A 24,668-nucleotide genomic window follows, 5' to 3' on the forward strand; every position below is an offset into this window, starting at 1 on the left:
TACATGACTGCACAAAAAAGGCAAGAAAAACAAATGACAAGAAAAACAAATGATTTAGAGGACTAGGATCGAGTGGCTTGCCATTCTGGATAACCTTCCAACAAGCGTTTGGCCTGAAAACCTTGATCGAGTAAGGTTTTGACGGCCTCATGCGACCACATACAGTAAGGTCCGCGACAATAGACAATCACCGGTTGATGACTGTCCAGTTCGGACAGTTTGTCGTTTAGATGATCCATGGGGACATTAATGGCGTTGGGCAAATGCCCGGCCTGAAATTCATCCGGCGGACGAACATCCAGTAATGTGAACGGCTGTTGCGCTTTGTGCATCTGGTTGAGAGCGGTTAATGAAATCGGTTCGAAAGGGGTGTCGGGTTGCAGGTGTTCCCGGAGTAATGTGTGCATCGCGGCCAGCTGGGTTTCCGCCACGTCGCGCAAGGTGACAATCAAGCGAAAAACCGATGCATCGCTGAGGGCATAAATCACTCGTAACCCCGCTTTACGGTTTTTCACCAGGCCTGCCTGTTTCAGCGTTTGTAAGTGTTTGGAAACATTGGCGACGCTCAGCCCGAGTTTTTGATGCAAGGTGTCCACATCGCATTCGCCTTGACTGAGCACGTCTAAAATCATCAGTCGGTTGGCCTGACCCAGGGCTTTACTGACCTGTGCCAATTGTTCAAAAAGATTACGTTTAAGCGGTTGCGATGTCATAGCCTGTCATATCAAATCGGACGGATCCATAGGATTTTTTAATCATAACACAATACGCCATAAGCGGTTCCGCAGGCTAAGGTTTTGTGCGTTGGGAAGATTAACTGGGTAGCTACAAAGAGTACGCTTGCTTCACGATTGAAACACGTAATTAAGTGCATTTTGAATCCTGGCGGGGTATTATTCAACTAATTAGTTGAATAATTAGGTGTTACCATGAATTACCCCGCTCAAATCGAACATGGCATCCGTGTCAATGCACACCAAATCACCCAACAGTTGATACAGGTTTTTCTTGTCGGCCTCACCATCGGTATGACTCGCACCGTTCTGCCAGGCCTGGCCGAAACGGAATTCGGCCTTCAAGCTCAGGCGTTTATGAGTTTGGCGCTGTTTGTGGTGGTCTTTGGTTTGGTCAAGGCGGCCATGAATTTACTGGCGGGGCATTTGAGTGATCGTTTCGGGCGTCGTCGCCTGTTGGTCATCGGTTGGGTGCTGGCCATTCCGGTGCCGATGTTGATTTTTTATGCGCAATCCTGGTGGTGGATTATCGCCGCGATGTTCTTTTTGGGCTTGAACCAAGGGCTTTGCTTTGTTGGTCGATGGCGCTGAACAGTAAACTGGATTTAGCCAAGTCCAGCCAGAAAGGATTGGTGAACGGTTTCAACGAGTTTTCCGGTTACGCCGCCGTCGGTCTGGCCGGTTGGATCACCGCTTTATTAGCCGAACACTATGGCGCACGCGAAGCCTTGCTGGGGTTTGGATTAGCGGTGATTACGCTGGGGTTATGGCTCGCCATTTGGAAAGTGATGGATACCCACCCTTGGTCGCAATTGCACCAGCAGCTTCACCGTGATGCTTTGGCGGCGAAGGGCGAAGTTGAGTCGAGTGACACCGTTGGTTTAAAAAGCATGATGCTGTACGCCACCTTCAAACAACCCCAATTGATGGCACTGAATCAGGCCGGATTGGTGGAAAAATTCATCGACGCGCTGGTGTGGGTGTTTATGCCGGTGTACTTGATGAGTCAGGCGCAATCGCTGGTAGACGCCAGTGCCATCATTGCCGTTTATGGTATTGTTTGGGGGGCGTCGCAATTAATCACCGGTCCTTTGTCGGATAAATGGGGTCGTCGTGGTTTAATTGTGGGCGGTTTTTGGCTTTGTTCGATCACCAGTCTGGCGTTTGTCTGGGTGGACAGCGTTTGGGCTTGGTCGGTTTTAGCGGCCTTGATGGGGTTTGGAGTGGCGATGTTGTACCCGACATTGGGTGCGGCGGTGGCGGATGTCAGTGAACCGAAATGGCGTGCCAGTCTATTGGGCATTTATCGCTTCTGGCGCGATTTCGGATACGCGGCCGGTGCGTTTTTGATGGGCTTATTAGCCTATTACACCGCGTCCGTCGTCTGGCCCTTTTATCTGGTTGGGGGGATGATGTTTTTTTCAGGTTTATGGGTACTGATTGCATTACGCAAATAAGTGTCGTCTCATCCCTTTGGGTTTCGAGTTTTTCGTTTCGATCGCCTAGCCCGAATATTTCACAAATTTGTGCTGAGATTGCGCAGGGCATTGGTTTCACAAGGAAATTTTCGAAGAAGTGTCGTATCCACGATTACGACCGACTGAGAAAATATGGCTTGTGGAATCAAGGAGCAAGCAAGGTCGGTGCAAATTTGTGAAATATTCGGGCTAGCTTCGACAGGCTGCCGAGTATATTTTGATATTGCGGTTTTTCATTCGGTGAGTTGATTGGTTATAATCCATAAACTTTTATATTGGAAGCATTGGACACTTTTCATGACAAATCCCTTACTAAAAATCAATCAATTATCGGACTTTCAAGCGTTTCACGTGGAACACATTCAACCGGCGGTGGACAGGCTTTTAGCCGAAAACCGGCAAGCCATCGAGGCTTTGGTTGAGGATTCAGCCGAGCCAAGTTGGGAAAATTTTGTCGAGCCGTTGGAAGCGCTCGACAATCGTTTGGAACGTGTCTGGGGGCCGGTCGGGCATTTGGATGCGGTGAAAAATAGCGATGAGTGGCATGCGGCTTACACGGCAGGCCTGGAGAAAATCACCGATTACTCTACCCAAGTCGGGCAAAACCAAGGATTGTTCAAAAAATTCGAGCAACTGGCCCAGTCTGAAGCGTTCGAATCCTATTCATTGGCGCAGAAAAAAGTGGTGGAAAACGCGCTGCGCGATTTCCGTTTGTCCGGCATTGATTTGCCGAAAGACCAACAAGCGGAGTATAAACGCTTGTCTCAGGAACTGTCGCAACTGAGCAGCCAGTTCGGCAATAACGTTTTGAAAAGTACCCAGGCCTGGTCAAAATCGGTGGAAGACGAAGCCGAGTTGGCCGGTTTGCCCGAGAATGCGCTGGGCTTGTTGCAACAGTTGGCGCAGCAAAAAGAACAATCCGGTTGGTTGGTGACCTTGGATTTTCCATCGTATCTGGCGGTGATGACCCATGCCGACAACCGCGATTTACGCGAAGAAGTCTATCGCGCCTTTGCCACCCGCGCTTCCGAACAGGCCGATGACCCGCAATACGATAATTCCGACAATATCCGTAAGATTCTCCAGTTGCGTCACGAAAAAGCCCAGTTGTTGGGCTTCAATAATTATGCCGAGCTGTCTCTGGCGACCAAAATGGCCGATTCCAGCGAGCAGGTGATCGGCTTTTTGCGTGACCTGGCGGCCAAATCCAAACCGCAAGCGGAGCAGGAATTGGCCACGCTGGCAGATTTCGCCCGTCGTGAGCTTGGGCTGGACGATTTGCAGCCTTGGGACGTCACCTATGCGTCGGAAAAATTCAAAAACGCTACTTTGTCCTTGTCGCAGGAAAAATTGCGCCCGTATTTTCCGGTCACCAAAGTGCTGGCCGGTTTGTTCAAAATCACTCAAACCCTGTTCGATGTGACGGTGGTGGAAAAACAAAATGTACCGGTCTGGCATGACGATGTGCGTTATTTCGAGATTTTGAATGCCACCGGCGAGCCCATCGCGGCCTTTTATCTGGACTTGTACGCGCGTGAAAACAAGCGCGGCGGGGCCTGGATGGATTCAGCCATCAGCCGTTGGCGCCACCCGAAAGGCGATTTACAGGCTCCGGTGGCCTATCTGGTGTGTAATTTCACCCCGCCGGTCGGCGACAAACCGGCCTGCTTGACCCACGACGAAGTCACGACGCTGTTCCACGAATTTGGCCACGGTCTGCATCACATGTTGACGGAAATGGAGCATTTCGATGTTTCCGGCATCAACGGTGTGCCGTGGGATGCGGTGGAGCTGCCATCGCAGTTTATGGAAAACTTTTGTTGGGAGCGGGAAGGCATTGACGAAATCACCGCGCATATCGACAGCGGCGAGACCTTGCCGTCCGATTTGTTTGAGGCCTTACAGCAAAGCCGTGGTTTCCAGTCGGCGATGATGATGGTGCGCCAGTTGGAATTCGCCTTGTTTGATTTCCTTGCCCACGCCGATTATCAACCGAATGCGCCGCAGCCGATTTTGGAATTAGCCAAGCAGGTGCGTGATGAAGTGGCGGTGATTCAACCGCCGGAATATCACCGTTTTCCGCAAAGTTTCAGTCACATTTTCGCGGGCGGTTATGCGGCCGGTTACTTCAGTTATAAATGGGCGGAAGTCTTGTCGTCCGATGCCTTCAGCCTGTTTGAAGAAAAAGGGGTGTTGAACCCGGAAATCGGCGTGAAGTTCCGCAACACCATTTTATCGGCCGGCGGTTCGGTGCATCCGATGACCTTGTTCAAAGCGTTCCGAGGGAGGGAACCGCAAATTGAGGCTTTGTTGCGTCATTCCGGTATCAAAGCCGCATAAGCGGGCTTTCAAGCCCTGAAACATCCGATTCTAAAAAATGCCCAGGCCTGGCTGATTGGCGAAAGGTCTGTTTTTAAACGCAAGCGAATACAATGGAGTCATGGTGATGATAAGAAAGACAGGTTTATGGGCTTTTAAACGTTCTTCAATCTTACTGAGTTTAGGGTTTTTAATGGTCATCGTCACCGGCTGCACTGGTTTGCCGGATAAGGTGACACCGGTTGAGCCGTTTGATTTGCAGCGTTATTTGGGCGAATGGCACGAGGTAGCGCGTTTGGATCATTCGTTTGAGCGCAATCTGGTGGATGTGACGGCAAATTACAGCCTGCGGGAAGATGGCGGGGTTCGTGTGATCAATGCGGGCTTTAATGAAAAAACCCAGCAAGCGGAATCGGTGGAAGGTAAAGCTTATTTTATCGGCTCCGACAAGGTTGGGCGTTTAAAAGTGTCGTTTTTCGGGCCTTTTTACGGCAGTTATAATATTGCCAAACTGACACCGGATTACAGCATGGCTTTAGTGGTCGGGCCGTCACTGGATTATGCTTGGATATTATCACGCCACCAAACGCCAGGCCTGGCAAAATGTGAGGCTTTCTTCAAAGCGGCCGAGCAGATTGGCATACCGCGTCAAAAATGGATACAAATCCTGTCGTGTCAATAATCACCAATCTTCGGGTCAAAGCGTCGGGTTTCAGTTTTATTACGTCATAAATTTAATTGAACCCAACTTAGTCCGCCGGTTGCTATAATTTTCTCATTTTTTTCGAGGTTATCTATGCGCTTAAATCCCCGTTTAAACCCACTTAAAACAGCCGTGTACGCCTGTTTAACGGGTGTCAGTATCGTGTCCGTATCAACGAGTGTATCGGCTTCTGGCTTTGCACTGATTGAACAGTCCGCCAGTAGCCAGGGGTTATCCTATGCCGGTGCGGCCGCCTCCACGGAAGACGCCAGTGTAATGTGGTTTAATGTCGCTGGTATGGCAAAGATTCTGGGGTCACAGGTGATCGTGGGTGGGCACATCATTTCGCCGACGGCCAAGTTCACCAATGAAGGCACCACCGGTGTGACCGGCCCGGGTCAAGCGGGTTTATTGTCCGGTTCCGGCGATGACGGTGCCAAGGTCGGTTATGTGCCGAATTTGTACTGGAAAACTCAGGTCGGACGTGATCACTTTGGGGTTGGGTTCAATGTGCCTTTCGGCCAGCATATTTCCTATGATTCCGATTGGGTGGGGCGTTATGTGGCGACCGAAACCGATCTGAAAACCTACAATATCAACACCAACTGGGCGCACAGTGTTAACGATCAGTTACAGCTGGGGCTGGGGTTCAATGCCCAATATGTGGACGTGATTCTGGAGCAGAAAATCAACCAGGCCGCCTTGGGTGACACGGATGCCAATGCCAAGGTCACCGGTAGCAACTGGACGTTTGGGTACAACCTTGGGTTGATGTACCAACCGGTCGAGACCGTGAATATTGGCTTATCCTACCGTTCCGAAATGAATCACAATGTCGATGGGCAAGTGCGATACAACAACGTCAACAGCACCGTGCCTGTAACGTCATTGGGACCAATGAATCAGGTGTTGTTCGATGCCGGTGCCTCGGCGGATGTGACTCTTCCGGCCAGCGCGAGTTTGGCGGTCGATTACCAAGTGCATCCGTCTGTGCAACTATTGGCCAGCACCACCTGGACCGGCTGGTCGGCCTACGATCAACTGGTGGTGAAATTCGATAACTATTCACCGGATTCGGAATCGCATCAAGATTTTAAAGACAGCTGGCGCTATGCCGTTGGTGCCATTTGGCAGGCGACGGATCGCTTTAAGCTGCGTACCGGTCTGGCATACGATCAATCGCCCGTGCCGAATAAAGAAAGTCGCTCACCCAGAACGCCGGATTCGGATCGCAAATGGGTCTCGGTCGGTCTGGGGTATGCCGTCACCCAAAACGCACAGATTGACCTGGCTTACAGTCATTTATTCGCCGACCGCTCGCAAGTGGATTACACTTCCAAGTCCAGCTTGGGGGATACCCAGTTAAAAGGTTATTACGATTCGTCAGTGAATATCGTCAGCGCTCAGTTCGTCTGGCGTTACTGATCCGCTTAGCCAAGCCCTCCAAATGAGACAAAAAAACCGCTTAAAAGCGGTTTTTTTGGTTTTCAAGAAGACAGTCGGCTTACATCATCGGATAGATGGAGGCTAACTTATCGAACTGTTCTTTGGTCAGAATTTTCTTTAGATTGTCGCGGCAGTCGATTTTGGTTTCCGCGACCTGACGACGCAACGCGATGGTTTTTTCAAATTTCGGCATGAGTTCCGCTTTCGATTGTCCGGCCAAGGCATCCTGAATTAAGGCCTTTTCTTGTGCTTGAATCTCGTTGAATAAACGTGTCATTTCGGCACTGTGCGCTTTTGGCCAAGCTTTGATTTGTTTCACTTGGTCGGCGCTGAGCCCGAGCTCGTCGGCGTTTTTAACGGCGATACCGGTTAGGTTTGGAAAGGCTGGATTGGCGTGCATGACCAGACGCATGGTGTGTGTGTCTTGACTGTTCGTCAGCATTTTCCCACCGTGCATTTTGCCGTGTTGCATGCCACCTTTGCCATGCATCATGGGTTTCATTAAGGATTTACCAACCGCTTCAATGGTTTTGGTGGAGCCGTCGTCGAAGGTTAGATCGATTTTAATCTCTTCACCTTCTTTCACGGGTTCCGTCAAATTGATCAGCATAATGTGCAGACCGCCTGGCTGAAGTGAAACCGCTTTTCCGGCCGGTAGGTCGATTTGCTTGACCTGACGCATTCGCATGACGCCGTTGTCGTGAATGTGGGTGTGCAGTTCGGTGACTTTGTTGATGTAGGCTTTGGCTGAGACCAAAGCATGATCTTGGTTACTGGTGTTTTTCAACACCATAAACGCCGCTGTCGCGGCGGCACCCGGCGGCACCATGCGCACATAAGGGTTTTCAACTTCGACGGCATCGGCCACGCTGGCCGCCCAAGCCTGGGCATTGAGTGTCATAGCGATAATAAAGGAAAATAAAGCGATTTTTTTCATGTTGTATCCTTGAATGAATTGAAGGTTGCAGGATGGATTGAAGCCATCCATTTTAGGGCATTTAAACGGGATTAACCTGCGTTATTTTGCCGCATTTTCGTGCGCAGGCGCCAATTATTTTATCACCGGACGTTTTTGCACTTGGTGTGGCAAGGTTCGGTGGTGTCTATTCAAGGCTTTGGCAGTCGCGGGAATAGACAGGGGCTTTAAATAAATGATTACAAAATCGTATTGTATTGGTTGATGAGTGCAACAAATTGAGTGGAAGCTGAAGAAATCCTGAACAGATTCTGAGAATTGAATGGGAAGGGGATCGAGTTCCCTTTATAATTTTGTGAAATATTCGGGTTGGGTTAAAAGCGGGTTTGCATTCTGTTTTAAACTTGTGTCAAATGGTTGATTCGAGGGGTGTAATGAGGGCGCTTTTGCTGAAAGAAGTCGGCTCGCACTCCGGTAGGGTTAACTGCAAAGGACTAGGGTGTGAAGCAGGGATTCTTTTTTTCAAAACGGTTTTTTCCATTATTCTGGGTGCAGTTTTTAGGTGCCTTTAACGACAATCTGTTTAAAAATGCGCTGGTGATGCTGATTACCTTTCGACTGGCGGAAACGCCGGAACAGGCCGGTATGATGATTACGTTGGCGGCGGGCATTTTTATTCTGCCGTTTTTTCTGTTTTCGGCGTTTGCCGGACAGCTGGCGGATAAATATGAAAAAAGCCTGCTGATTCGCAAAATCAAGCTGTCGGAAATACTGATTATGCTGCTGGGTGCTTGGGGTTTGTGGATGCAGCACATTGAGCTGTTGTTTGCGGTATTGTTTTTAATGGGCGTTCAGTCGGCGTTTTTCGGGCCGATTAAATATTCGATTTTGCCCGAGCATTTAAGCGATCAGCATCTGTTGGACGGTAACGGTTGGTTCAGCGCTTCCACCTTTGTGGCGATTTTAATCGGCACACTGGCCGGTGGCTGGGTGGTGTTAAGCGATGGCGGTGAAACCGATCTGGCGATTGCAGTGCTATGCGTGGCGTTACTGGGTTATGTGGCCAGCCGTTTTGTGCCGGAGGGTTCGGCGGGCGATGCATCCTTGACGGTAAAGTGGAATCTTTGGCGTAATACGTATCATGAAATGCAGTTGCGGCACACTTACCCCCAGGCCTTTTTTGCGGTATTGGCCATTTCCTGGTTCTGGTTTCTGGGCGCGACCTATCTGAGCCAGATTCCGGTGCTGGTGGCGGATGTGCTGCACGGCGATGATAAGGTGGTGTTGCTGTTTCTGACCGTTTTTTCACTTGGGATCGGGCTGGGAGCTTGGCTGGCAGGGCGCTTTCAGCAACCGGTGCGCCGCATTGAAAACGTGCGCTGGCTGGTGGCCATGCTGATGGGGATGTCGGTGTTGATGGTGGTGGCGAATTTGGCGATGGGTCAGGTCGATTATCGTGATCATGCCATCGGTGTGATGGATTTTATCCAGACACCCGCCGGGATGATGGTGTTGCTGTCGATGGGACTGGTGGCCGCATTGGGTGGCTTGTTTACGGTGCCGCTGTATACCTTGTTGCAGGTGCGTACCCCGCAAAGTTTTCGTTCGCGGATGGTGGCGGTGAACAACATTACTAATGCGTTGTTGATGGTGCTGTCGTCACTGCTGATTATGGGGCTTTACGCGCTGGGTTGGGATCTGATCGCCATTTTTTATACCGTTGCGCTGTTGAATCTGGTGATGGCGGCTTGGTATTGGCAGCGCAGTGCTTCGTTGGCGTCTGGTTGACGATAGCGGGAAATCGCCAGGCCTGGTCTTGGTTGCGCCCTTCCCGCTGGTGTTCTGGTGTTCAAGTGATCCATTAAGTGATCTAAAAAGCTCGAATTCAAGAAGGATAATAAAATCATGATGAGTTTGTTTGTAAAGTTCGTGTTGAAGGTGTTATACCGAGTGGAAATCTCCGGTCTGGAGCATTACCGTCAGTTGGATAAATCCGGTGAGCCGATGTTGATTGTGGCAAATCATACCTCCTTATTGGACGGTGTTCTGATCGGCGCTTTTTTACCCGGCGATACGGCTTTTATGATAGACGAAACCCATACCCGCAAATGGTATGAACGCTTTTTGCTCAGTTTTGTCGATCATTTCAAAGTGGAATTCCATAATCCTTATGCGACAAAAAAGGTGATTCAGGAGCTGAAAAACGGCAAGCATTGCATGATTTTTCCCGAAGGGCGCATCACCACCACCGGCAACCTGATGAAAATCTACGAGGGCACGGGTCTTGTGGCGCACAAAGCGAAAGCGAAAATTCTGCCGATCTACATCAAAGGGGCGGAAAAGTCGGTTTTCTCCTATCTGGACGGCCATAAAATGGCGTATATCAAGCGCCAGTGGTTTCCCAAAATTACTTTGAAAGTGCTGCCGCCGGAGACGGTTGACCTGCCGCAACATCTAAAAGGCCGTCAGAAGCATCAATTTTTTAAAAATCGTCTGTACACCCTGATGCGCGACAGTCAGTTTTACGGCAATTATCAGCCCAAATCGTTGTATAAAGCCTTAGTGGATTCTGCCGAGGCGTTTAATGCCAAACAGATTTGCGTGGAAGACATTAACGAAGTGCGCTTGTCTCGTAAAAAGCTGCTGCTGGCGGCGCGGATTTTGGGTCGAAAGCTGCAAGGAATCTTGCGTGACGAAACCCGTGTCGGACTGTTATTGCCCAATGTCAGCGGTATGCCCACCGCCTTTTTTGCGTTGCAGGCCTACGGTTACATACCCGCCATGCTCAACTTCACTGCCGGGCTGGGGCCGATGAAATCCGCCTGCGACACGGCGGAGTTGAAGACCATTATTACCTCGCGTAAGTTTGTCGAGGTGTTTGATTTGCAGGCCACGGTGGAGGCGCTATCGGAACAGGTGCGTTTTTTGTATCTGGAAGATGTGCGCGAAACCGTTGGGGCGTTTGATAAAGTCGGTGGTTTATTGTCCTCCGCTAAGACTTTGCCGGGTTATGCTCTGACACCGCAGCAGGAAGCGGTGGTGCTGTTTACTTCCGGCTCGGAAGGCGCGCCGAAAGGGGTGGTGCTGTCGCATGATAATCTTTACAGTAATGTTGAACAGATTTCGGCGATGTTGACCCTGCTGCCCGGTGAGCAGTTGTTCAATGCCTTGCCGACTTTCCACAGTTTCGGTTTGACGGCGGGGATGTTGTGGCCGATTATTAAAGGGGGCAAGGTGTTTTTGTATCCGTCGCCGCTGCACTACGGCATTATTCCCGAATACGTTTACAACCTGAATGTGAAAATTCTGTTTGGTTCCGATACGTTTTTCAGCGGTTACGCCAAAAAAGCCGATCCTTATGATTTTTACAGTGTGCGCTATATGGTGGCCGGGGCGGAAAAACTGCGTCCGGAAACCCGTCGTTTGTACGCCGACAAGTTCCTGACACCGATTCTGGAAGGTTACGGCGTGACCGAGACGTCGCCCGTGCTGGCGGTGAATATTCCGCTGAGTTTCAAACACGGCACCGTGGGGCAATTGGTGCCAGGGGTGCAAAGTCGGCTGCGCCCGATTGAGGGAATTCAGGAAGGCGGCAGCCTGATGGTGAAAGGGCCGAATGTGATGCTGGGCTATCTGATGCCCGATCAACCCGGAATCTTGCAGCCACCGGAAGACGGCTGGCACGATACCGGCGATGTGGTGACGCTGGATGAAAACGGTTTTGTCGCCATTAAAGGCCGCGCCAAACGCTTTGCCAAAATCGGCGGGGAAATGATTTCGCTGGCGGCCGTGGAAAGCTACATTAATAAAGCCAGCCCGGAAGGTCATCATGTGGTGGTGGCGGTGGCCGATGCCCGTAAGGGCGAGCAGCTGATTCTGGTCACCAACGATGAATCCCTTAGCCGTCACACGGTAAAAGAAGCCGCAAAAGCCGCACAGGTCTCGGAAATCATGGTGCCGAAAACCGTGATGCTGGTGGAGGAAATGCCGGTGCTGGGCACGGGCAAAACCGATTATCCGGCGGTGCAGAAAATCGCTAACGGCCACTTCGATAACACCCAAGCGTCCGATTCCGATTCCGATTCATAGGGATGTCATGAATTGTTTTAGGGTTGTTATGAGTTTGTCATAGGGTTGTCATAGGGTTGTTCTCGGATAACCCTCGTCACTTTTGTAACCCATCGTAATCATCAGGTTAAGCGGTTTAGAAGCCTCGACCGCTTTAATCGCTTAAACGCGTTGCAACCCGCTACAACTTGCGGCCACCCCGGCTATTTTTTCAAGGCTCATTTGGATACAGCGGCTCCAGGGTTTTGCCTGAGCTGACGGCCACCTTTTTCGTCGTCGATGCCTTGGCGGTCAGCTGTTGGATGTCGTCACAGATGGCGCTCATCACGATAGCGTCTAATGGCGCTTGATGATAAAGGTGGCGTTTGAGTTGTTCGATGTTTTCCGCCAGGCCTGGCGGAAAGTGTGACGAATCTGAAGCGGAGTCCTTTTGTGCTTGCCATTGTGTTTGCCAATGCAAGACAGCGCGATAGAGTTCTCTGGCATCCAGGGGGGCTTGGCAGGCTTTCAGCAGATTCGATGGGCTGGCGGGTGAGTCGGTTTTTGAGTCTTCTTCGTTCTTGGAGGCTGAAACCTTGGCTGTGTTGATGGCTTGGTGCCAGGCGTTTCGCCATTTGAGTGCGAATCCGAGCGTGGTGAGCCAGAGCAGCAGTAATGCCAGTGTCCAGATCGAAACCGATGTGGTTGCAAAATTGGATGCTTGGTGTGTTGTTTCATGTGAAACAGCGGCTGGATTGGCAGGCGCTTGCTCGGTGGAAAGCGGGTTTGACGTGTTGCTGTCACTCGCGTTCACTGCGGGAAGGACGCTGAGGGTTTTGGCCGGTAACGTCAGGGTTTCCAAACGGTTTTCAACCGTATTCCACCAGTTGAGGGTGAGTTCCGGTAAAACAATGTCCCCGGCTTGCGTGGGGACAATCGCCACTTTTTGCAACTGTTGGCTGGTGACACCTTGCTCGGATACCTGGTTTTCGTTGTCCGGTTGATCTGGGTAGAGGTGAAAGCCGGATTCGGCTTTGAATTGAAATTCCGGCAGTTGTGAGGCCAGCAACCCCGTGGCTTGCAACCGAAAAGTGCGGGTAATGGAGTCGCCCACCCGAATGGGATTGGGCGCTTGCCAGTCTTCGGTCAGTGTCATCGCCTGTGCCGGTAGCCAAGCCGCTTGGCGAGGGTAACTGTCGGGCTGTGGTTTTACCGTGAGTTCAATGGGCAGGGTTTCATCTTCCACCCGTTTGAGCAAGCCACGGTATTGAATGCGTCCATCGAACTGTTGCGGTGGAATCACCATAGTGCCGCTTTTCTGTGGAAAAAAGGCCCAGGTCCACTCGTACACTTCATAGCGTTTGCCGCCAATGCGTTTTTGATAATTGAACTGATTCCGCAGCCGGTGGATGATGGCGTCGTTAAAACTCGGTGGGCGGATATTACCGTTTAAAAATTGCCCAAGATGGTAAAAACGTAAGGTGAACAGCACTTCCTGTTGCACATAAGGGGCGGTGATATTGACACTGGATTCCAGAAAACTGCTGCCACGCGGCTGTTGTTTGTCTTTTGGCGCTTCGGCGACGTGCAGCACCATTGGGTCGCTGATGGCACCATCCACGTTAAACGGGGGGATGACCAGATCGCCGGGGTGTCTTGGGGTGAGGCGCAGATCCCATCTGGAAAAGGCTTGATAGTCGCCGTTGACGATCTGAATCTGGCTGCTGCGTTGCTGTCCGAGCACTTCAAATTGATCGTTCAGGCTGTCGAAATCCGGGGAATCAAAGGTTTGAAAGTCGGTTTGCACGATGAGGTTGATAATGTCGCCCATTTCAATGGACGCATGATCGAGTTGCACCGTGACACTGCGCGCCTGACTTTGGCCGCTGAGCAGCAGAATCAGGATCAGCGCGAGCATCAGCAGAATGATTTTTTTCAATAAGCGTCTTTGAAAAGCAGTGTGTCGAATTGTCATAGCCCTACCTTTGAGGAAATCTGTCATGAGTTGCGCCGTTGTTCGGTGGGCGCGGCACCGCATGTAGCTTGTCTGGTTGTTCGTTTTGCGTTACCAGTTTTTGTCCGTTTCGGGTCTTTCGTCGCGGCTGTCTTGGCGGCGGTATTGGTATTCAAATTTCCGTTTTAAGAAAATTTCTGGTTCGTCTGGAATCTGTTTGAGCCAGTTCTGGCGCGCCTGTTCTTCTTCGTTTTGTTGCGCGCTCAGCGATTTTCCCTGACCGTTTGCTTCGGCTTCCGATAGCCCTTGACCGCCCTGAGCACTGGCATCCTCTGGCGATTGCTCGGTTTCGCGGCCCTGATGATTTTCAGCCGCATCGGCGTTGTTGGCCTCCGGCTCTGCCGCTTGACCGTTTTTTCCAAGGTCGGGGGTTGCTTCCGGCAAATCGGAAGGGTTCGGTTCATAGGGTGCGTCTAGGTCGTTGTTGGATTGGGCGTTTCCTTGTTCGGCCGAGGACGGTTGTGAGCCGCCTTGGCTTTTGCCATCCCCGCTTTCGCCATTTTGTCCATTCGATTCGCTGGAATTGGCTTCCTGGCCGTCCGCTTCCCCTTCGGAGCCATTTTCGCTTTGATTTTTGTCTGATTCGGAGGGCGGTTTTTCAGCCGCATCGTCTTGATTCGGTTGTTTGGATTCGGCTGGGTTGTCGCCATCCGAATCGCCTTGTTGCGATTCGGCGTTTTTCTGTTGTTGGAGCAGGTCTTCAATCAGTGCCAAATTTTCGTGGGCGTCTTGAAAGTCGGGTTTTTCCGCCAAGGCGGCTTCGTATTGCGTTTTGGCGCCTTCTAGATCACCGCTTTTCGCCAGCGCATTGCCTTCGTTATAACGCGCCTCGGCGGTATCCTTGAGACGGAATTGCTGCGCCGCTTCGGCGTATTTGCCTTGACGGTACAGGCTGGCACCGCGCCACATTGGATCTTCAAAGCGATCCAGTGCGGTGCGGTAGTCCTGTTTGAGCCATTTTTCATAGCCTTGTTGGTCGGGTGATTTAAAGACATCCAGCAGCGTTACGCTGGTGTTGTCATCGGTTTTCACCCCGGAGGCGGTTTCTGCCCAGGCCTGACCCGATGGCACCAAACCGCTGGACAAGAGGCCGCCAATAACGCCAACCCCCAGCCATGAAAACGCCCAGCCGCGACGGAACGCCAGTGCCGCCAACGGCAGTAACCAGAGCAGATACACACCGGCATCCAGCCAGCCGCTGAGGGTTTTATCCGGTTCGGGTTGCGTTTCGGCTTCCGCTGGGTCGGTGGCTTGCCCCATCAGTGCGCTCGGCAGCAGCGCTTCCATGTCCACCGCCTGCATACCCAAGTTTGCCATGCGGGCATCCGTTTGTTGCGCCAGGCGTTGAAAGCGCTGCATCGGCACTTTGGCCATGACCACCTTGCCGTCACCATCCTTAATCAGACCGTAATCCGGCACCTGAATCGGGCCGCCGTTGGCGGTGCCGACCACCAATAGACTCAGTTGCAACCCATGTTGTTTAACGAGTTGCGTTAGCGGATTGAGTTCGTGGCGTTCGACGTCGTCGGTGATCCATAGCAGGTGTTTTTGGGTCACTCTGGCACCGTCGAACAAGGCAAGCGCCTGTTCAAACCCGGCCACGGCATTGGCTCCGAAGCTGGGCATAATCAGCGGATTCAGCGTGGGGGTGAGTGCCAGCAGGGTCTGGTTGTCTTCGGAAATGGGGGCCAGCGTGTGCGCACTGCCAGCATAGACCACCATGCCGATGCTCAGTTCCGGGTGAGCTTTGAGCAGGTTGATCACTTGATAACGTGCGCGCGTGAGGCGATTGGGCTTGAGATCGTCCGACAGCATTGACAGCGACAAATCGAATAAAATCACCGTACCTTGTCGGCTTTTTTCCGCTGGCACCTCGACCTTTTGCCAGCTGGGGCCGGAGACGGCGATAATGGCCAGAAACCATAACACCGCCAGCCCCAGCACCGGCCAAGGTAGGCGATTTTGTTCCGACTCACGCCCCAGTAATATGGGCTTAAACGGCTCGGAAATCCATTGGTTCCAGCCGCCCTGACGGCCGCTGAGATGCCACAGTCGCCAAATCAGCCAAGCGGCCGGTAACAGCGTCAGCAGCCATTCGGGGCGCAGGAAGTGCAGTTGAGTGGTTTCCATCAGCGACGTCCTCCCGCCAGCCGACGCAACGGATTGAGTTGCGGATACAATCGCAGGGCGACCAGCCAGAGGCTGAGTAACAAGGCGGCGCCCAGCGGCCAGAAAAACAGTTCTTCGCGCAGTCGGTAACTGTTGATGTCATGCTCGCTGGACTCCAACTGATTGATAAGCGCGTAAATTTGATTGAGTTTTTCGGTGTCGGTGGCGAGGAAAAATTCCCCGCCGGTCATGGCGGCCACTTCCTGCAAAGTGTGGGTGTCCATGTTTTGCCCGCGACCGAAAATGAGCTCGTCGAGGGTACCGAGATCGTTTTGACCGATGCCGATGGTGTAGATTTTCAACCCCATTTTGGCGGCCTGTTGGGCGGCATCCAACGGTTTGACCGCTCCGGCGGTGTTGGAGCCGTCGGTCAGCAGTACCAGCACGGCGTTTTCCTGTTTGGCTTTGTGCAGGTGTTTGAGCGTGAGGCCGATGGCATCGCCGATGGCGGTGTTGTTGCCCGCCATCCCAATGGCGGTTTCATTCAATAAGGTGTCCACTGTGTTAAGATCGTAGGTGAGGGGGCTTTGCAGAAACGCTTGGGAGCCGAAGACCACCAGCCCCATGCGATCGCCTTGGCGGTTGCGGATAAAGTCCTGAACCACAACCTTCACCGCTGTGAGGCGATCGACTCGCTGGCCGCTGAGCACCATGTCGTCCTTTTCCATACTGCCGGACAAGTCCACCGCTAACATAATGTCTTTGCCGCTGGCTTGAAACGGGGTGGTGTTCAGAAACCACACTGGGCGCATGGCGGCTAAAATCAACAGGCTCCAGATCAGCCAGGCCAGCCAGGGCAACGGGTGTGCGCGACTGGGTTGAAACACGCTGTTTTGAGGCGCGTTTTGCAAGCGGTGCATTAAGTGCGGTGCAAGCAAAGGGGTCTGGCGTTGCGCGGCGGTTTTCCACAAGGCGCGCACCACCCAAGGCAGCGGCAGCAGCGCCAGCATCCAAGGGGTGAGAAAGTCAAAGTGTGCGCCGATGTTGACCCAAGTGGTGGCGTCTGTCCAAACTGTCCAGTTCATTTGTGGTGTCCTTTGATCCAGTGTCGGGCATAGTCTAGCGTGGCTTGAATGTCATGGTCGGACAGGTCTGGATTGGGTCGATAGGCGGCTTCGAGGCAGGCCTGGAGATTTTCCGGTTGGTCGATGTAGAGTGCGGTTCTGTGTAAGAAGTTCACCCAGGCCTGGCCATTCAGCTTGGCCACGTCACGGCGACCGTAGTTGGTGATGGCGACCTGTTTGAGCAGCTTATTGGCCAAATGCAAGCGTTGCTGCGGCGATTGCGCTGGGTGCAACGCCTGTTCGAACAGGGCTAGGGCTTCGTTGCGGTAACGATTATTGCGCTTTTGGGTGTAAAAATACCAGCTTAGGCCGATGATCAGACCGCCGATACCGACGAATAATCCAATCAGCGTTTGTGACAAAGGCCACCAGCCAACCGGCTCGGGAAGGGCAATGTCGTTTAGCTGTGTCAGTAATGACTCGATTTTGGGTTCCATTTCGCAGCTTCCTTAAATTCCTTTAGCGCAGTATACCCTGTGCGACCATGGCCTGAAGCGGGTCTTCGTCCGTGGAAATGGCGACCAGCGGTAGATGCCAGGGTGCCAGTTGTTGGTGCAGTGTTTGCCAGGCCTGGTCATAATGGTCGGCATAGCGTTGGCGGAAGGCTTCATCCAGGCTGTTAAGCGCCATTTCCTGCTCGCCGTCGCTTAGGCGAAGCGACCCTAACGCAGGCAGTTGCGCTTCCAGCGGGTCGTACACATGGATCAGCGATAGGTCGGCATGCCGTTTGAGTTGGGCGCATTTGGCCACCAAGGCGTCACCGCAGTCGATAAAATCGCCGATCAGAAACACGCGGGTGCCGGGTTTTAAATGTTGCTGCAACCGGTTTAACATGGGCAGCCACAGTGATGGCGCTGTGGCGTCGGCTGTGAATTGGGTTGACCCTGTTTTGGGTGATTTGAGCTGTTGTTGCAAGGCCAATCCCTGATGCACAAACTGCATAATCGACGCTTGCTGGTGACGCGGTTCCACCCATTGATGACCGAGATGGTTAAACACCAGCCCGCCAAAACGGTCGCCCTGCTGAAAAGTCACCCAGCCCAGCAAGGTCGCCAGTTGCAATGCCAGGTCGCTTTTAAAACGGGTGCGTGAGCCGAAAAACAGTGCCGGTGATTGCTCCAGCACACACACCACGGGTTTTTCCAGTTCTTCGGTAAACACCTTGGTGTGGGTTTTTTGGGTGCGGGCACTGACTTTCCAGTCAATGTGGCGCACATCGTCTCCAGCGGTGTATTCGCGCACTTCGCTGAAATCCATGCCGCGTCCTTTGCGCACCGCTTGATGGTAACCGCCTTTTTCGGAAATGAGTTTTTGTTGTGGCACCAGTCGGCGGGGTTTCACGTGAAACCGCAAGGCGATGAGGTCGTCCAGTTGTGAATAGGGGCTGGCGGCGTGCGTCATGGCGTGTCCTTGCTCGTCCTTGTTTGTCCTTTTTACAGGCTTAAATGACCGGTACCCGTTTCACCAGCTCATCCACTAAGGTGTCGCTGGTGTGGCCTTTGGCTTCGGCTTCGAAGCTGATCAGCAGGCGGTGGCGGAACACATCGTGCACCACGGACTGCACTTCTTCCGGGGTGACGTAATCTTGCCCTTTTAGCCAGGCCAGGGCGCGGGCGGTGCGTGACAGCGCCACAGTGGCACGGGGGCTGACGCCGTATTCAATGAAACGCGCCAGTTCGGCATCGTATTTTTCCGCCTGACGGGTCGCCATGACCAGTTCGACAATGTAGGTCTTGGTTTCTTCGGACAAATAGAGCTTGAGAATTTCATCGCGCGCGCTGAACAGTTCGTCTTGCGACATCATTTCCGGAGTGGTGGTCATATCATCACGCGCTTCGCGTTCCACCAGATCGAGAATCAATTTTTCCGCCGCCGAATTGGGGTAGTCGATTTTGACGTGCATCATAAACCGGTCAAGCTGGGCTTCCGGCAACGGATAGGTGCCTTCCTGCTCGATGGGGTTTTGTGTCGCCATGACCATAAATAACCGTTCCAGGGGCAAGCTGTGTTTGCCGACCGTGACCTGCTCTTCCGCCATGGCTTCCAAAAGTGCCGATTGCACTTTGGCGGGGGCGCGGTTGATTTCGTCGGCGAGAATCAGGTTGTGAAAAATCGGCCCTTTTTGCAGGACAAAGTCACCGGTTTCCTGACGGTAGATTTCGGTGCCAGTGATGTCAGATGGCAACAAATCGGGGGTGAACTGAACGCGGTGGTAATCACCTTCGATGAGGCTGGCCAGGGTTTTGATGGCCTTGGTTTTTGCCAGGCCTGGCGGACCTTCCACCAGCAGATGGCCGTCGGCCAGCAGGGCGATGAGCATGCGTTGGGTCAGGTGCGTTTGGCCGATAATCTGCTGGTCGAGACAGTCGAGCAGTTGTTGCGCTTTTTGCTGTAAATCGGTGGTGAGGGTGGCAGTCATGGCGCTTCCATTCAGTGTTAACAGGACTGTCTATTATAGGCGCTTAATCGAATTTCTCAATGCAGTCTCGGTGAGTCGGCTTGAGGGGTTGAGTTTGACTGTGGGGTCAGTCGCCCAGAAACTGATGCAGAATACGTTTGAGTTCTTTGAGGTTGACCGGTTTGGCGAGGTATTCGTCCATGCCGGCATCGATAAAGCGATCGCGGTCGCCGGTCATGGCGTTGGCAGTGAGGGCGATAATCGGCAGGTTTTTGCCCAGGCCTGGCTGTTGGCGTATGGTTTTGGTGGCTTCAATGCCGTTCATATTGGGCATGTTTTCGTCCATCAGCACCAGATCGTAATCGGTATTGGTGACGGCTTCCACCGCTTGCAGGCCGTCTTCGGCGATATCGAAGGTGAGTCCGAGTTTCTTGAGAATGGCGGACATCAGCATCTGGTTGGTCGGGTTGTCTTCCACCAGCAGAAGGTGGCCTTTTAACGGGATTTCCTCGATGGGGGCGGGCGTCTCGGCTTCCGCCCGCTGCGGCACCACTTTGACGGGAATTTGGAAAAAGAAGCGGCTGCCGTGTCCCAGCTGGGAGCTGAGTTGCAGTTTTCCGCCGAGCATTTCCACCAGCTTGGAGCTGATGGCTAACCCCAACCCGGTGCCACCGTATTTGCGGGTGGTGGCGGTTTCCGCCTGCGAAAAGGCTTCGAAAATGCGCTGCTGGGCATCGGGCGACATGCCGATGCCCTGATCTTCGACGGTGCCGTGAAGGTAGCCATTTTGATAGTCGATTTTGAGCGAGACGTTCTTGCCGGGTTCGGTAAATTTGACTGCGTTGGATAACAGATTGGTCAGCACCTGCTTGATGCGCAGAATGTCGCTTTCAATGGCGCAAGGCAAATCGGGCGACAGTTCGACATTAAATGAAATGTTTTTTTCACTGCAGCGGGCGCGGAAGAGGTCGGCGGTACTGTTGAATTCCACGCGCGGATCGAACTGAACCGGGTCGTATTCCAGTTTGCCGCTTTCGATTTTACTGAAGTCGAGAATGTCGTTGATAATGCCCAGCAGCGAATGGCTGGATTTGTCGATGGTATCCAGGAATTTTTGGCTTTCGTCGTCCAGCGGTTTGTCTTTTAGCAGGCCGATAAAGCCGAGAATGGCATTGAGCGGGGTGCGGATTTCATGCGACATATTGGCGAGAAATTCGCCTTTGGCCTGAGTGGCGGCGAGGGCTTTGTTTTTTTGTTCTTCCAGGTCGCGGTTGATGCGTTCGTTGGCGGTGATGTCAAACATGGAGATGATATAACGCTGGTATTTACTCGATTTAACCGCAGATACCTGAAAAATCGTTTCGTTGCCATGCCGCAGAATCTTGGCTTTATACACCTGCTCTGGGTGCGCAACCAGTGCTTCAATCCAGTTTTCATCGTCTTTTTTGTAAAGGTAGCCTTCCTCGCGGACAAACAAATCGCAAATGCAGTTGTAGTGGCGGGCGAAATCTTCTAGGTCGGTGTATTCGGGAAAGAATTCGTAAAAGCCGCCGCTGGCGTCAATAATGCGGTGGCCATCGTTGACGATAATGATATTGGTTTGCGAGTCGAGAATGTCACGGGTGTAGTCTTGGTTGATTTCAATCTGACGGGTGGCGTTGCTGATATTGCGACCCAGCACCCAAAAACCAAGCAACCCGAGAATCAAGGCGGAAAGCGACAGCAGTATTTGTAGGTTTCGGTATTCCTGTTTCTGGCGTTCCACTTCGGCTTGAATGCGTTGAAAATTCTGTTTATTGCGGTAGAAAATGCGATTGGCATCTTCTTTAATGCGATGAAAGATCGGTTTAAAAAACTTCACTTCCTGTTTCAGTTCGGTCAAGGCATCGGCCAGGCCTGGATCTTTTTCAAGGCGCATCCGATCAATGTGCACCAGTCGTTGATTCATTTCCACGAGTTTGTCGTTGATGATTTTAAACTTGGGCAGAATGTCGGCGCGGGCGAATGAAAAGTCGTCTTTGACATGGGGTGTATGGAGGACAATTTCAAACTGCTTTTCGGTATTGGGCAGGTTGAGATCCAGCCGATGACGATAGGCACCGCCTTCGTTCAGAATTCTGAGGGATTCGCGGATCAGTTGCTGTTGATGGCGGATGTCTTCGGTAAGAATGCGGCGCATGTGTTTGTTGGGGAAGGCCGCCATCTGGAAAAAATCCAGTTCGATTTTATGAATTTCCAAAATGATTTCTTGACCGATGAGGTTTTCCACTTCGGAGTTTTTCACCTGATAATCCAGTTCGTCAATGAAGTTGGACACGCTGAGGTTTAAAACCGCCTGAGAGCCAAAGCCAAGTATAAAGACCATCAGCAACAGGAAGAGATTGCGCGGGGTTTGATTGATTTGTCGGCGCAGCTGTTTCATGGCTCATCCTGTTGGCGCGGGGCAGAGCGCTGGGTGTGATCGGGTTGCGATGACAGGGCTTGATGCAATTCCGTCTCGGTTAAGAAGCCGTATTCGGCAAACACCTTCAAGCCGTGTTTGGAGCTGGCAAAGGCCATGAATTCGCGAGCCAGTTCCGGCTGGCTGGAAAAGGACAGCAGGTTCAACTCCAAGCGTTTCGGCGGGGCGAGATCGGCGGGCAGCGGAATGGCGTCCATCTGGAATTCGGTTTCCGGCCAGCGGCTGGTGGCGTACCAGTTGATGGCAAGATCGGCATCGCCGCGTTTAATCGCATTGAAAATCCGGTGGGAGTCGGTGGTGAAGTAGGTGACGTTATCGTAGACCTGATCGGTGATGCCTTGGCGGTCGAGCAATGTTTGCGTGTTTCGACCCACCGCGCCGGATTCCGGTGACGACAGCACCACGGAAATGTCGGGGTCGTAAAGTTGATGGAGGTCGTTGGTCAGATGCTTGGGGTTGCCTTCGGCAATAATTAAGGCAAGGCGGTTATAGCCGACAAAGACATAATCCTTCAACAGACCTTCGGATTGGTATTGTTGGCGATAGGTTTCGGAGCCGGGAAAGAAAATATCGCCTTTGCGTTCTTCTTTCAGCGTGTGGTAGAGATAGCCGGTGGCACCTTGTTTGATGGTGACCTTGACGTTATGAGTCGCTTCAAACTCCCGCGCCAGTTCCTGCAAGGGACGCACCATGGTGATGCCGCTGTAGATAATCAGTTCGGGCTGGCTCTGGTGGTCGGAGGGCGACGAGTCGTCCAGTTTCTGCGCCTCGCACCCCAGCAGTACAAACAACGCCCAGCCCCAAAGAATGACCAGGCCTGGGCGAATGGAAAAACGGCGGTGTTGGGGTTGGATTGGGTTCATTGGCGGATAACGACGATAACGGGGTTAGGATTCATTAGTTCACAAAACAGCCATTTTACCTGAAATTGGGGGGCGCGTATCAGGGTTTCTCGGCGATGAGCACGGCTCGCCGTGGCGCGGGATAGCCTTCAAGCGTTTTATTCGGGTCGCTGGGGTCGAGGAAGTCTTGCAGCGAGTTCCATTCCATCCACTCGGTGGCGCGTTGTTCTTCGATTGAGGTCTGGTTTAAATCCACACAGCGCACCTTTTTAAAGCCACACTTTTCCAGCCAGCGCTGCAGCTCGGCCACGGATGGGATAAACCAGACATTGTTCATTTGCGCATAGCGGTCGCTGGGCACTAAGAGTTGGCCGTAATCGTCGGGCACCACTAGCGTTTCCAATACCAGCTCACCGCCGGAACGCAGTTGGCGTTTTAAATCCAAAATGTGGTCGATTGGCGAACGGCGATGGTAGAGCACGCCCATGGAAAACACCGTATCAAACACATCGGATTGCGGTTGCGCGGGCAGCTGTTCCAGCGTTAAGGGCAAAAAGAAGGCCGGTTGTGCGTCGCCGACAAAGTGCTTTACCGCCAAGAACTGAGTCATAAACAACAAACTGGGATCAACGCCAATGGCAAGTTCCGCGCCTTCGCCGAGCATGCGCCACAAGTGATAGCCGCTGCCGCACCCAATGTCCAGCACTTTGCGCCCTTCAAGTGGGGCGAGATGGGGGGCAACGCGATCCCACTTCCAGTCCGAACGCCATTCGGTGTCGATGTGAATGCCTTCCAGCGTAAACGGCCCTTTGCGCCAAGGCATTAAGGCGCGCAGCGCGTCGGTTAAACTGGCTCGATCCGCTTCTGAAAAGTCTTTGGAGCCAGCCGTGACCACGGCCTGATTTAACCAGGCCTGGTCGGAAGCCGGAAATTGCATTATGCAATCCAGTGCCGGTTGCCAGCGTGGCAGGTTGCCGTTGCCGTTGGCATCCAGCGCCAAATCCAATAATGGCGGGAGGCTGCTGTGCCAGTGATCGAGGCGGTGTTGATTCAATTGAGGCCAGAAAGAAGTGTAGTGTTGGTGGTAATGTTTCACATGGAACCTCTTAACGTAAAAATTTCAGGCGGTTTCGGCTTTTAGTCTAAGCGGGCTTAATGGCGAGAAACGAAGCAAAGTTGTAGGCTTGAAACCAGATATTGGCATCCGCGAATCCCGCCTGTTTCAAGCGCGACAAATGGGTGGCTTCGGTGTCGCTGATGAGCACATTTTCCAGGGACGCGCGTTTTTGACCGATTTCCAGTTCGGAATACCCGTTGGCACGCTTAAATTGCCAGTGTAAATGCTCAATAGCCGATTGCAGCGATTGCGATTCAAAGTGGATTTTTTCCGATAAAATCAAAATGCCTCCAGGGTTCAGTCCCTGATAAATTCGATTAATCAGTCTCTGGCGTTCGCTCGGGTCAATAAACTGCAAGGTGAAATTAATGACCACCACCGACGCGTTTTCGATGACGGTGTCGGCCATGTCTTCGCAGTGCAACGCCACCGGAATGTCGGAGTGAAAGCCGTCAATGTGTTCGCGCGCACGGTCAATCATCGGCTGGGAAGTGTCCACGGCAATAATGCGACAACCGGCTGGCGCACGACGGCGCAGCGTGAGCGTAGCCGCCCCCAGCGAACACCCCAGATCATAAAGCCGAGAGTCGGCTTGCGCAAATTGCGCGGTCAACTCGCCGATGCCGGTCAGAATCGTCTGATACCCCGGCACCGAACGCTGAATCATATCCGGAAACACCGCCACCACCGACTCGTCGAACTGAAATTCGCCAATGGCTTCATGTGGGTGGGCATAAATGGTGTCTTTCACAGTCATCCGATCCTATGGGTAAGGGGTGTTTGGGCGAGTTATTTTATCAATGATTTTGTTTATTCAATGACTTCGTTGTTGCCATTTGAAAATATCCAGTAATAGAATGGCGCGGTCATCAATTTTGTAAACCAGTGTATAACCTTGATGGATTCAATCGCGATAAGCGTCATGCGTGCGGTAGTGAGAGGATCGGCACATCATCGGTT

Annotated in this window: 19 protein-coding genes; 7 read left to right on the forward strand and 12 right to left on the reverse strand. The window is 52.4% G+C overall.

Features of this window, described 5'->3' with window-relative positions; all coding sequences use genetic code 11:
- Positions 1 to 62 precede the first annotated feature (62 nt).
- Positions 63 to 713, reverse strand: coding sequence for an ArsR/SmtB family transcription factor (locus tag ACP5D0_RS01580; RefSeq protein WP_472363796.1), 651 nt, complete (start codon positions 711 to 713; stop codon positions 63 to 65).
- 216 nt (positions 714 to 929) lie between these two features.
- On the opposite strand from ACP5D0_RS01580, the gene ACP5D0_RS01585 reads away from it, so the two are divergent.
- The 5 genes from ACP5D0_RS01585 to ACP5D0_RS01605 all read left to right on the forward strand — a co-directional run bounded on the left by ACP5D0_RS01585 (position 930) and on the right by ACP5D0_RS01605 (position 6,659).
- On the forward strand, positions 930 to 1,325 hold the full coding sequence (locus ACP5D0_RS01585; protein ID WP_472363797.1) for an MFS transporter: 396 nt from the start codon (positions 930 to 932) through the stop codon (positions 1,323 to 1,325).
- Entirely contained in the window at positions 1,316 to 2,191 is an 876-nt protein-coding gene (locus ACP5D0_RS01590; RefSeq protein WP_472363798.1) for an MFS transporter, read from the forward strand. The genes ACP5D0_RS01585 and ACP5D0_RS01590 overlap by 10 nt, the downstream gene beginning before the upstream one ends.
- 318 nt (positions 2,192 to 2,509) lie before the next feature.
- The gene (locus tag ACP5D0_RS01595) at positions 2,510 to 4,552 is read left to right on the forward strand and encodes a M3 family metallopeptidase (RefSeq protein ID WP_472363799.1); all 2,043 of its coding nucleotides are present in this window, start codon (positions 2,510 to 2,512) and stop codon (positions 4,550 to 4,552) included.
- 106 nt (positions 4,553 to 4,658) lie between these two features.
- A complete protein-coding gene (locus tag ACP5D0_RS01600) occupies positions 4,659 to 5,213 on the forward strand; it encodes a lipocalin family protein (protein ID WP_472363800.1) in 555 nt (184 codons plus the stop codon).
- 183 nt (positions 5,214 to 5,396) lie between these two features.
- Positions 5,397 to 6,659, forward strand: a complete 1,263-nt coding sequence (locus ACP5D0_RS01605; protein ID WP_472363801.1) for an OmpP1/FadL family transporter — start codon at positions 5,397 to 5,399, stop codon at positions 6,657 to 6,659.
- Between the two features lie 79 nt (positions 6,660 to 6,738).
- Here the strand turns inward: ACP5D0_RS01605 and ACP5D0_RS01610 are convergent, their stop codons facing one another.
- Positions 6,739 to 7,617 carry a copper chaperone PCu(A)C domain-containing protein gene (locus ACP5D0_RS01610; protein ID WP_472363802.1) on the reverse strand — a complete coding sequence of 293 codons (879 nt, stop codon included), beginning with the start codon at positions 7,615 to 7,617 and terminating at the stop codon, positions 6,739 to 6,741.
- A gap of 480 nt (positions 7,618 to 8,097) precedes the next feature.
- Between ACP5D0_RS01610 and ACP5D0_RS01615 the strand changes: the two genes are divergently transcribed.
- Positions 8,098 to 9,384 carry an MFS transporter gene (locus tag ACP5D0_RS01615; RefSeq protein WP_472363803.1) on the forward strand — a complete coding sequence of 429 codons (1,287 nt, stop codon included), beginning with the start codon at positions 8,098 to 8,100 and terminating at the stop codon, positions 9,382 to 9,384.
- A gap of 117 nt (positions 9,385 to 9,501) precedes the next feature.
- Positions 9,502 to 11,685: an AMP-binding protein gene (locus ACP5D0_RS01620; protein WP_472363804.1), complete on the forward strand. Its 2,184-nt coding sequence runs from the start codon at positions 9,502 to 9,504 to the stop codon at positions 11,683 to 11,685.
- A gap of 190 nt (positions 11,686 to 11,875) precedes the next feature.
- Here ACP5D0_RS01620 and ACP5D0_RS01625 read toward each other — a convergent pair whose 3' ends face one another.
- From ACP5D0_RS01625 to cmoA, 10 genes are all read right to left on the reverse strand, one after another.
- Positions 11,876 to 13,618, reverse strand: a complete 1,743-nt coding sequence (locus ACP5D0_RS01625; protein ID WP_472363805.1) for a BatD family protein — start codon at positions 13,616 to 13,618, stop codon at positions 11,876 to 11,878.
- A gap of 90 nt (positions 13,619 to 13,708) precedes the next feature.
- The gene (locus tag ACP5D0_RS01630) at positions 13,709 to 15,787 is read right to left on the reverse strand and encodes a VWA domain-containing protein (protein WP_472363806.1); all 2,079 of its coding nucleotides are present in this window, start codon (positions 15,785 to 15,787) and stop codon (positions 13,709 to 13,711) included.
- Positions 15,787 to 16,851 carry a vWA domain-containing protein gene (locus ACP5D0_RS01635; RefSeq protein WP_472363807.1) on the reverse strand — a complete coding sequence of 355 codons (1,065 nt, stop codon included), beginning with the start codon at positions 16,849 to 16,851 and terminating at the stop codon, positions 15,787 to 15,789. Before ACP5D0_RS01635 ends, ACP5D0_RS01630 begins: the two co-directional genes overlap by 1 nt.
- Positions 16,848 to 17,327, reverse strand: coding sequence for a DUF4381 domain-containing protein (locus tag ACP5D0_RS01640; protein ID WP_472363808.1), 480 nt, complete (start codon positions 17,325 to 17,327; stop codon positions 16,848 to 16,850). Before ACP5D0_RS01640 ends, ACP5D0_RS01635 begins: the two co-directional genes overlap by 4 nt.
- A gap of 22 nt (positions 17,328 to 17,349) precedes the next feature.
- Entirely contained in the window at positions 17,350 to 18,291 is a 942-nt protein-coding gene (locus tag ACP5D0_RS01645; protein ID WP_472363809.1) for a DUF58 domain-containing protein, read from the reverse strand.
- 40 nt (positions 18,292 to 18,331) lie between these two features.
- On the reverse strand, positions 18,332 to 19,309 hold the full coding sequence (locus tag ACP5D0_RS01650) for an AAA family ATPase (RefSeq protein ID WP_472363810.1): 978 nt from the start codon (positions 19,307 to 19,309) through the stop codon (positions 18,332 to 18,334).
- A 106-nt stretch (positions 19,310 to 19,415) separates the two neighbouring features.
- Positions 19,416 to 21,710 carry an ATP-binding protein gene (locus tag ACP5D0_RS01655; protein ID WP_472363811.1) on the reverse strand — a complete coding sequence of 765 codons (2,295 nt, stop codon included), beginning with the start codon at positions 21,708 to 21,710 and terminating at the stop codon, positions 19,416 to 19,418.
- Positions 21,707 to 22,612, reverse strand: coding sequence for a molybdate ABC transporter substrate-binding protein (gene modA, locus ACP5D0_RS01660; RefSeq protein WP_472363812.1), 906 nt, complete (start codon positions 22,610 to 22,612; stop codon positions 21,707 to 21,709). The genes ACP5D0_RS01655 and modA overlap by 4 nt, the downstream gene beginning before the upstream one ends.
- A gap of 79 nt (positions 22,613 to 22,691) precedes the next feature.
- The gene (gene cmoB / locus ACP5D0_RS01665; RefSeq protein WP_472363813.1) at positions 22,692 to 23,687 is read right to left on the reverse strand and encodes a tRNA 5-methoxyuridine(34)/uridine 5-oxyacetic acid(34) synthase CmoB; all 996 of its coding nucleotides are present in this window, start codon (positions 23,685 to 23,687) and stop codon (positions 22,692 to 22,694) included.
- Between the two features lie 46 nt (positions 23,688 to 23,733).
- On the reverse strand, positions 23,734 to 24,465 hold the full coding sequence (cmoA, locus tag ACP5D0_RS01670; RefSeq protein ID WP_472363814.1) for a carboxy-S-adenosyl-L-methionine synthase CmoA: 732 nt from the start codon (positions 24,463 to 24,465) through the stop codon (positions 23,734 to 23,736).
- Positions 24,466 to 24,668: the final 203 nt, after the last annotated feature.

Origin of the sequence: Hydrogenovibrio sp. (assembly GCF_049975065.1) — a bacterium.
GTDB lineage: Bacteria > Pseudomonadota > Gammaproteobacteria > Thiomicrospirales > Thiomicrospiraceae > Hydrogenovibrio.

Bases quoted from the DNA above. Each gene is read 5' to 3' on its own strand.
- ACP5D0_RS01610 (WP_472363802.1), bottom strand. From the start codon at position 7,617: ATGAAAAAAATCGCTTTATTTTCCTTTATTATCGCTATGACACTCAAT.
- ACP5D0_RS01650 (WP_472363810.1), bottom strand. From the start codon at position 19,309: ATGACTGCCACCCTCACCACCGATTTACAGCAAAAAGCGCAACAACTG.
- ACP5D0_RS01635 (WP_472363807.1), bottom strand. From the start codon at position 16,851: ATGAACTGGACAGTTTGGACAGACGCCACCACTTGGGTCAACATCGGC.
- ACP5D0_RS01625 (WP_472363805.1), bottom strand. From the start codon at position 13,618: ATGACAATTCGACACACTGCTTTTCAAAGACGCTTATTGAAAAAAATC.
- ACP5D0_RS01585 (WP_472363797.1), top strand. From the start codon at position 930: ATGAATTACCCCGCTCAAATCGAACATGGCATCCGTGTCAATGCACAC.
- ACP5D0_RS01645 (WP_472363809.1), bottom strand. From the start codon at position 18,291: ATGACGCACGCCGCCAGCCCCTATTCACAACTGGACGACCTCATCGCC.
- cmoA (WP_472363814.1), bottom strand. From the start codon at position 24,465: ATGACTGTGAAAGACACCATTTATGCCCACCCACATGAAGCCATTGGC.
- ACP5D0_RS01600 (WP_472363800.1), top strand. From the start codon at position 4,659: ATGATAAGAAAGACAGGTTTATGGGCTTTTAAACGTTCTTCAATCTTA.
- ACP5D0_RS01630 (WP_472363806.1), bottom strand. From the start codon at position 15,787: ATGGAAACCACTCAACTGCACTTCCTGCGCCCCGAATGGCTGCTGACG.
- modA (WP_472363812.1), bottom strand. From the start codon at position 22,612: ATGAACCCAATCCAACCCCAACACCGCCGTTTTTCCATTCGCCCAGGC.
- ACP5D0_RS01655 (WP_472363811.1), bottom strand. From the start codon at position 21,710: ATGAAACAGCTGCGCCGACAAATCAATCAAACCCCGCGCAATCTCTTC.
- ACP5D0_RS01590 (WP_472363798.1), top strand. From the start codon at position 1,316: ATGGCGCTGAACAGTAAACTGGATTTAGCCAAGTCCAGCCAGAAAGGA.
- ACP5D0_RS01620 (WP_472363804.1), top strand. From the start codon at position 9,502: ATGATGAGTTTGTTTGTAAAGTTCGTGTTGAAGGTGTTATACCGAGTG.
- ACP5D0_RS01595 (WP_472363799.1), top strand. From the start codon at position 2,510: ATGACAAATCCCTTACTAAAAATCAATCAATTATCGGACTTTCAAGCG.
- ACP5D0_RS01580 (WP_472363796.1), bottom strand. From the start codon at position 713: ATGACATCGCAACCGCTTAAACGTAATCTTTTTGAACAATTGGCACAG.
- ACP5D0_RS01640 (WP_472363808.1), bottom strand. From the start codon at position 17,327: ATGGAACCCAAAATCGAGTCATTACTGACACAGCTAAACGACATTGCC.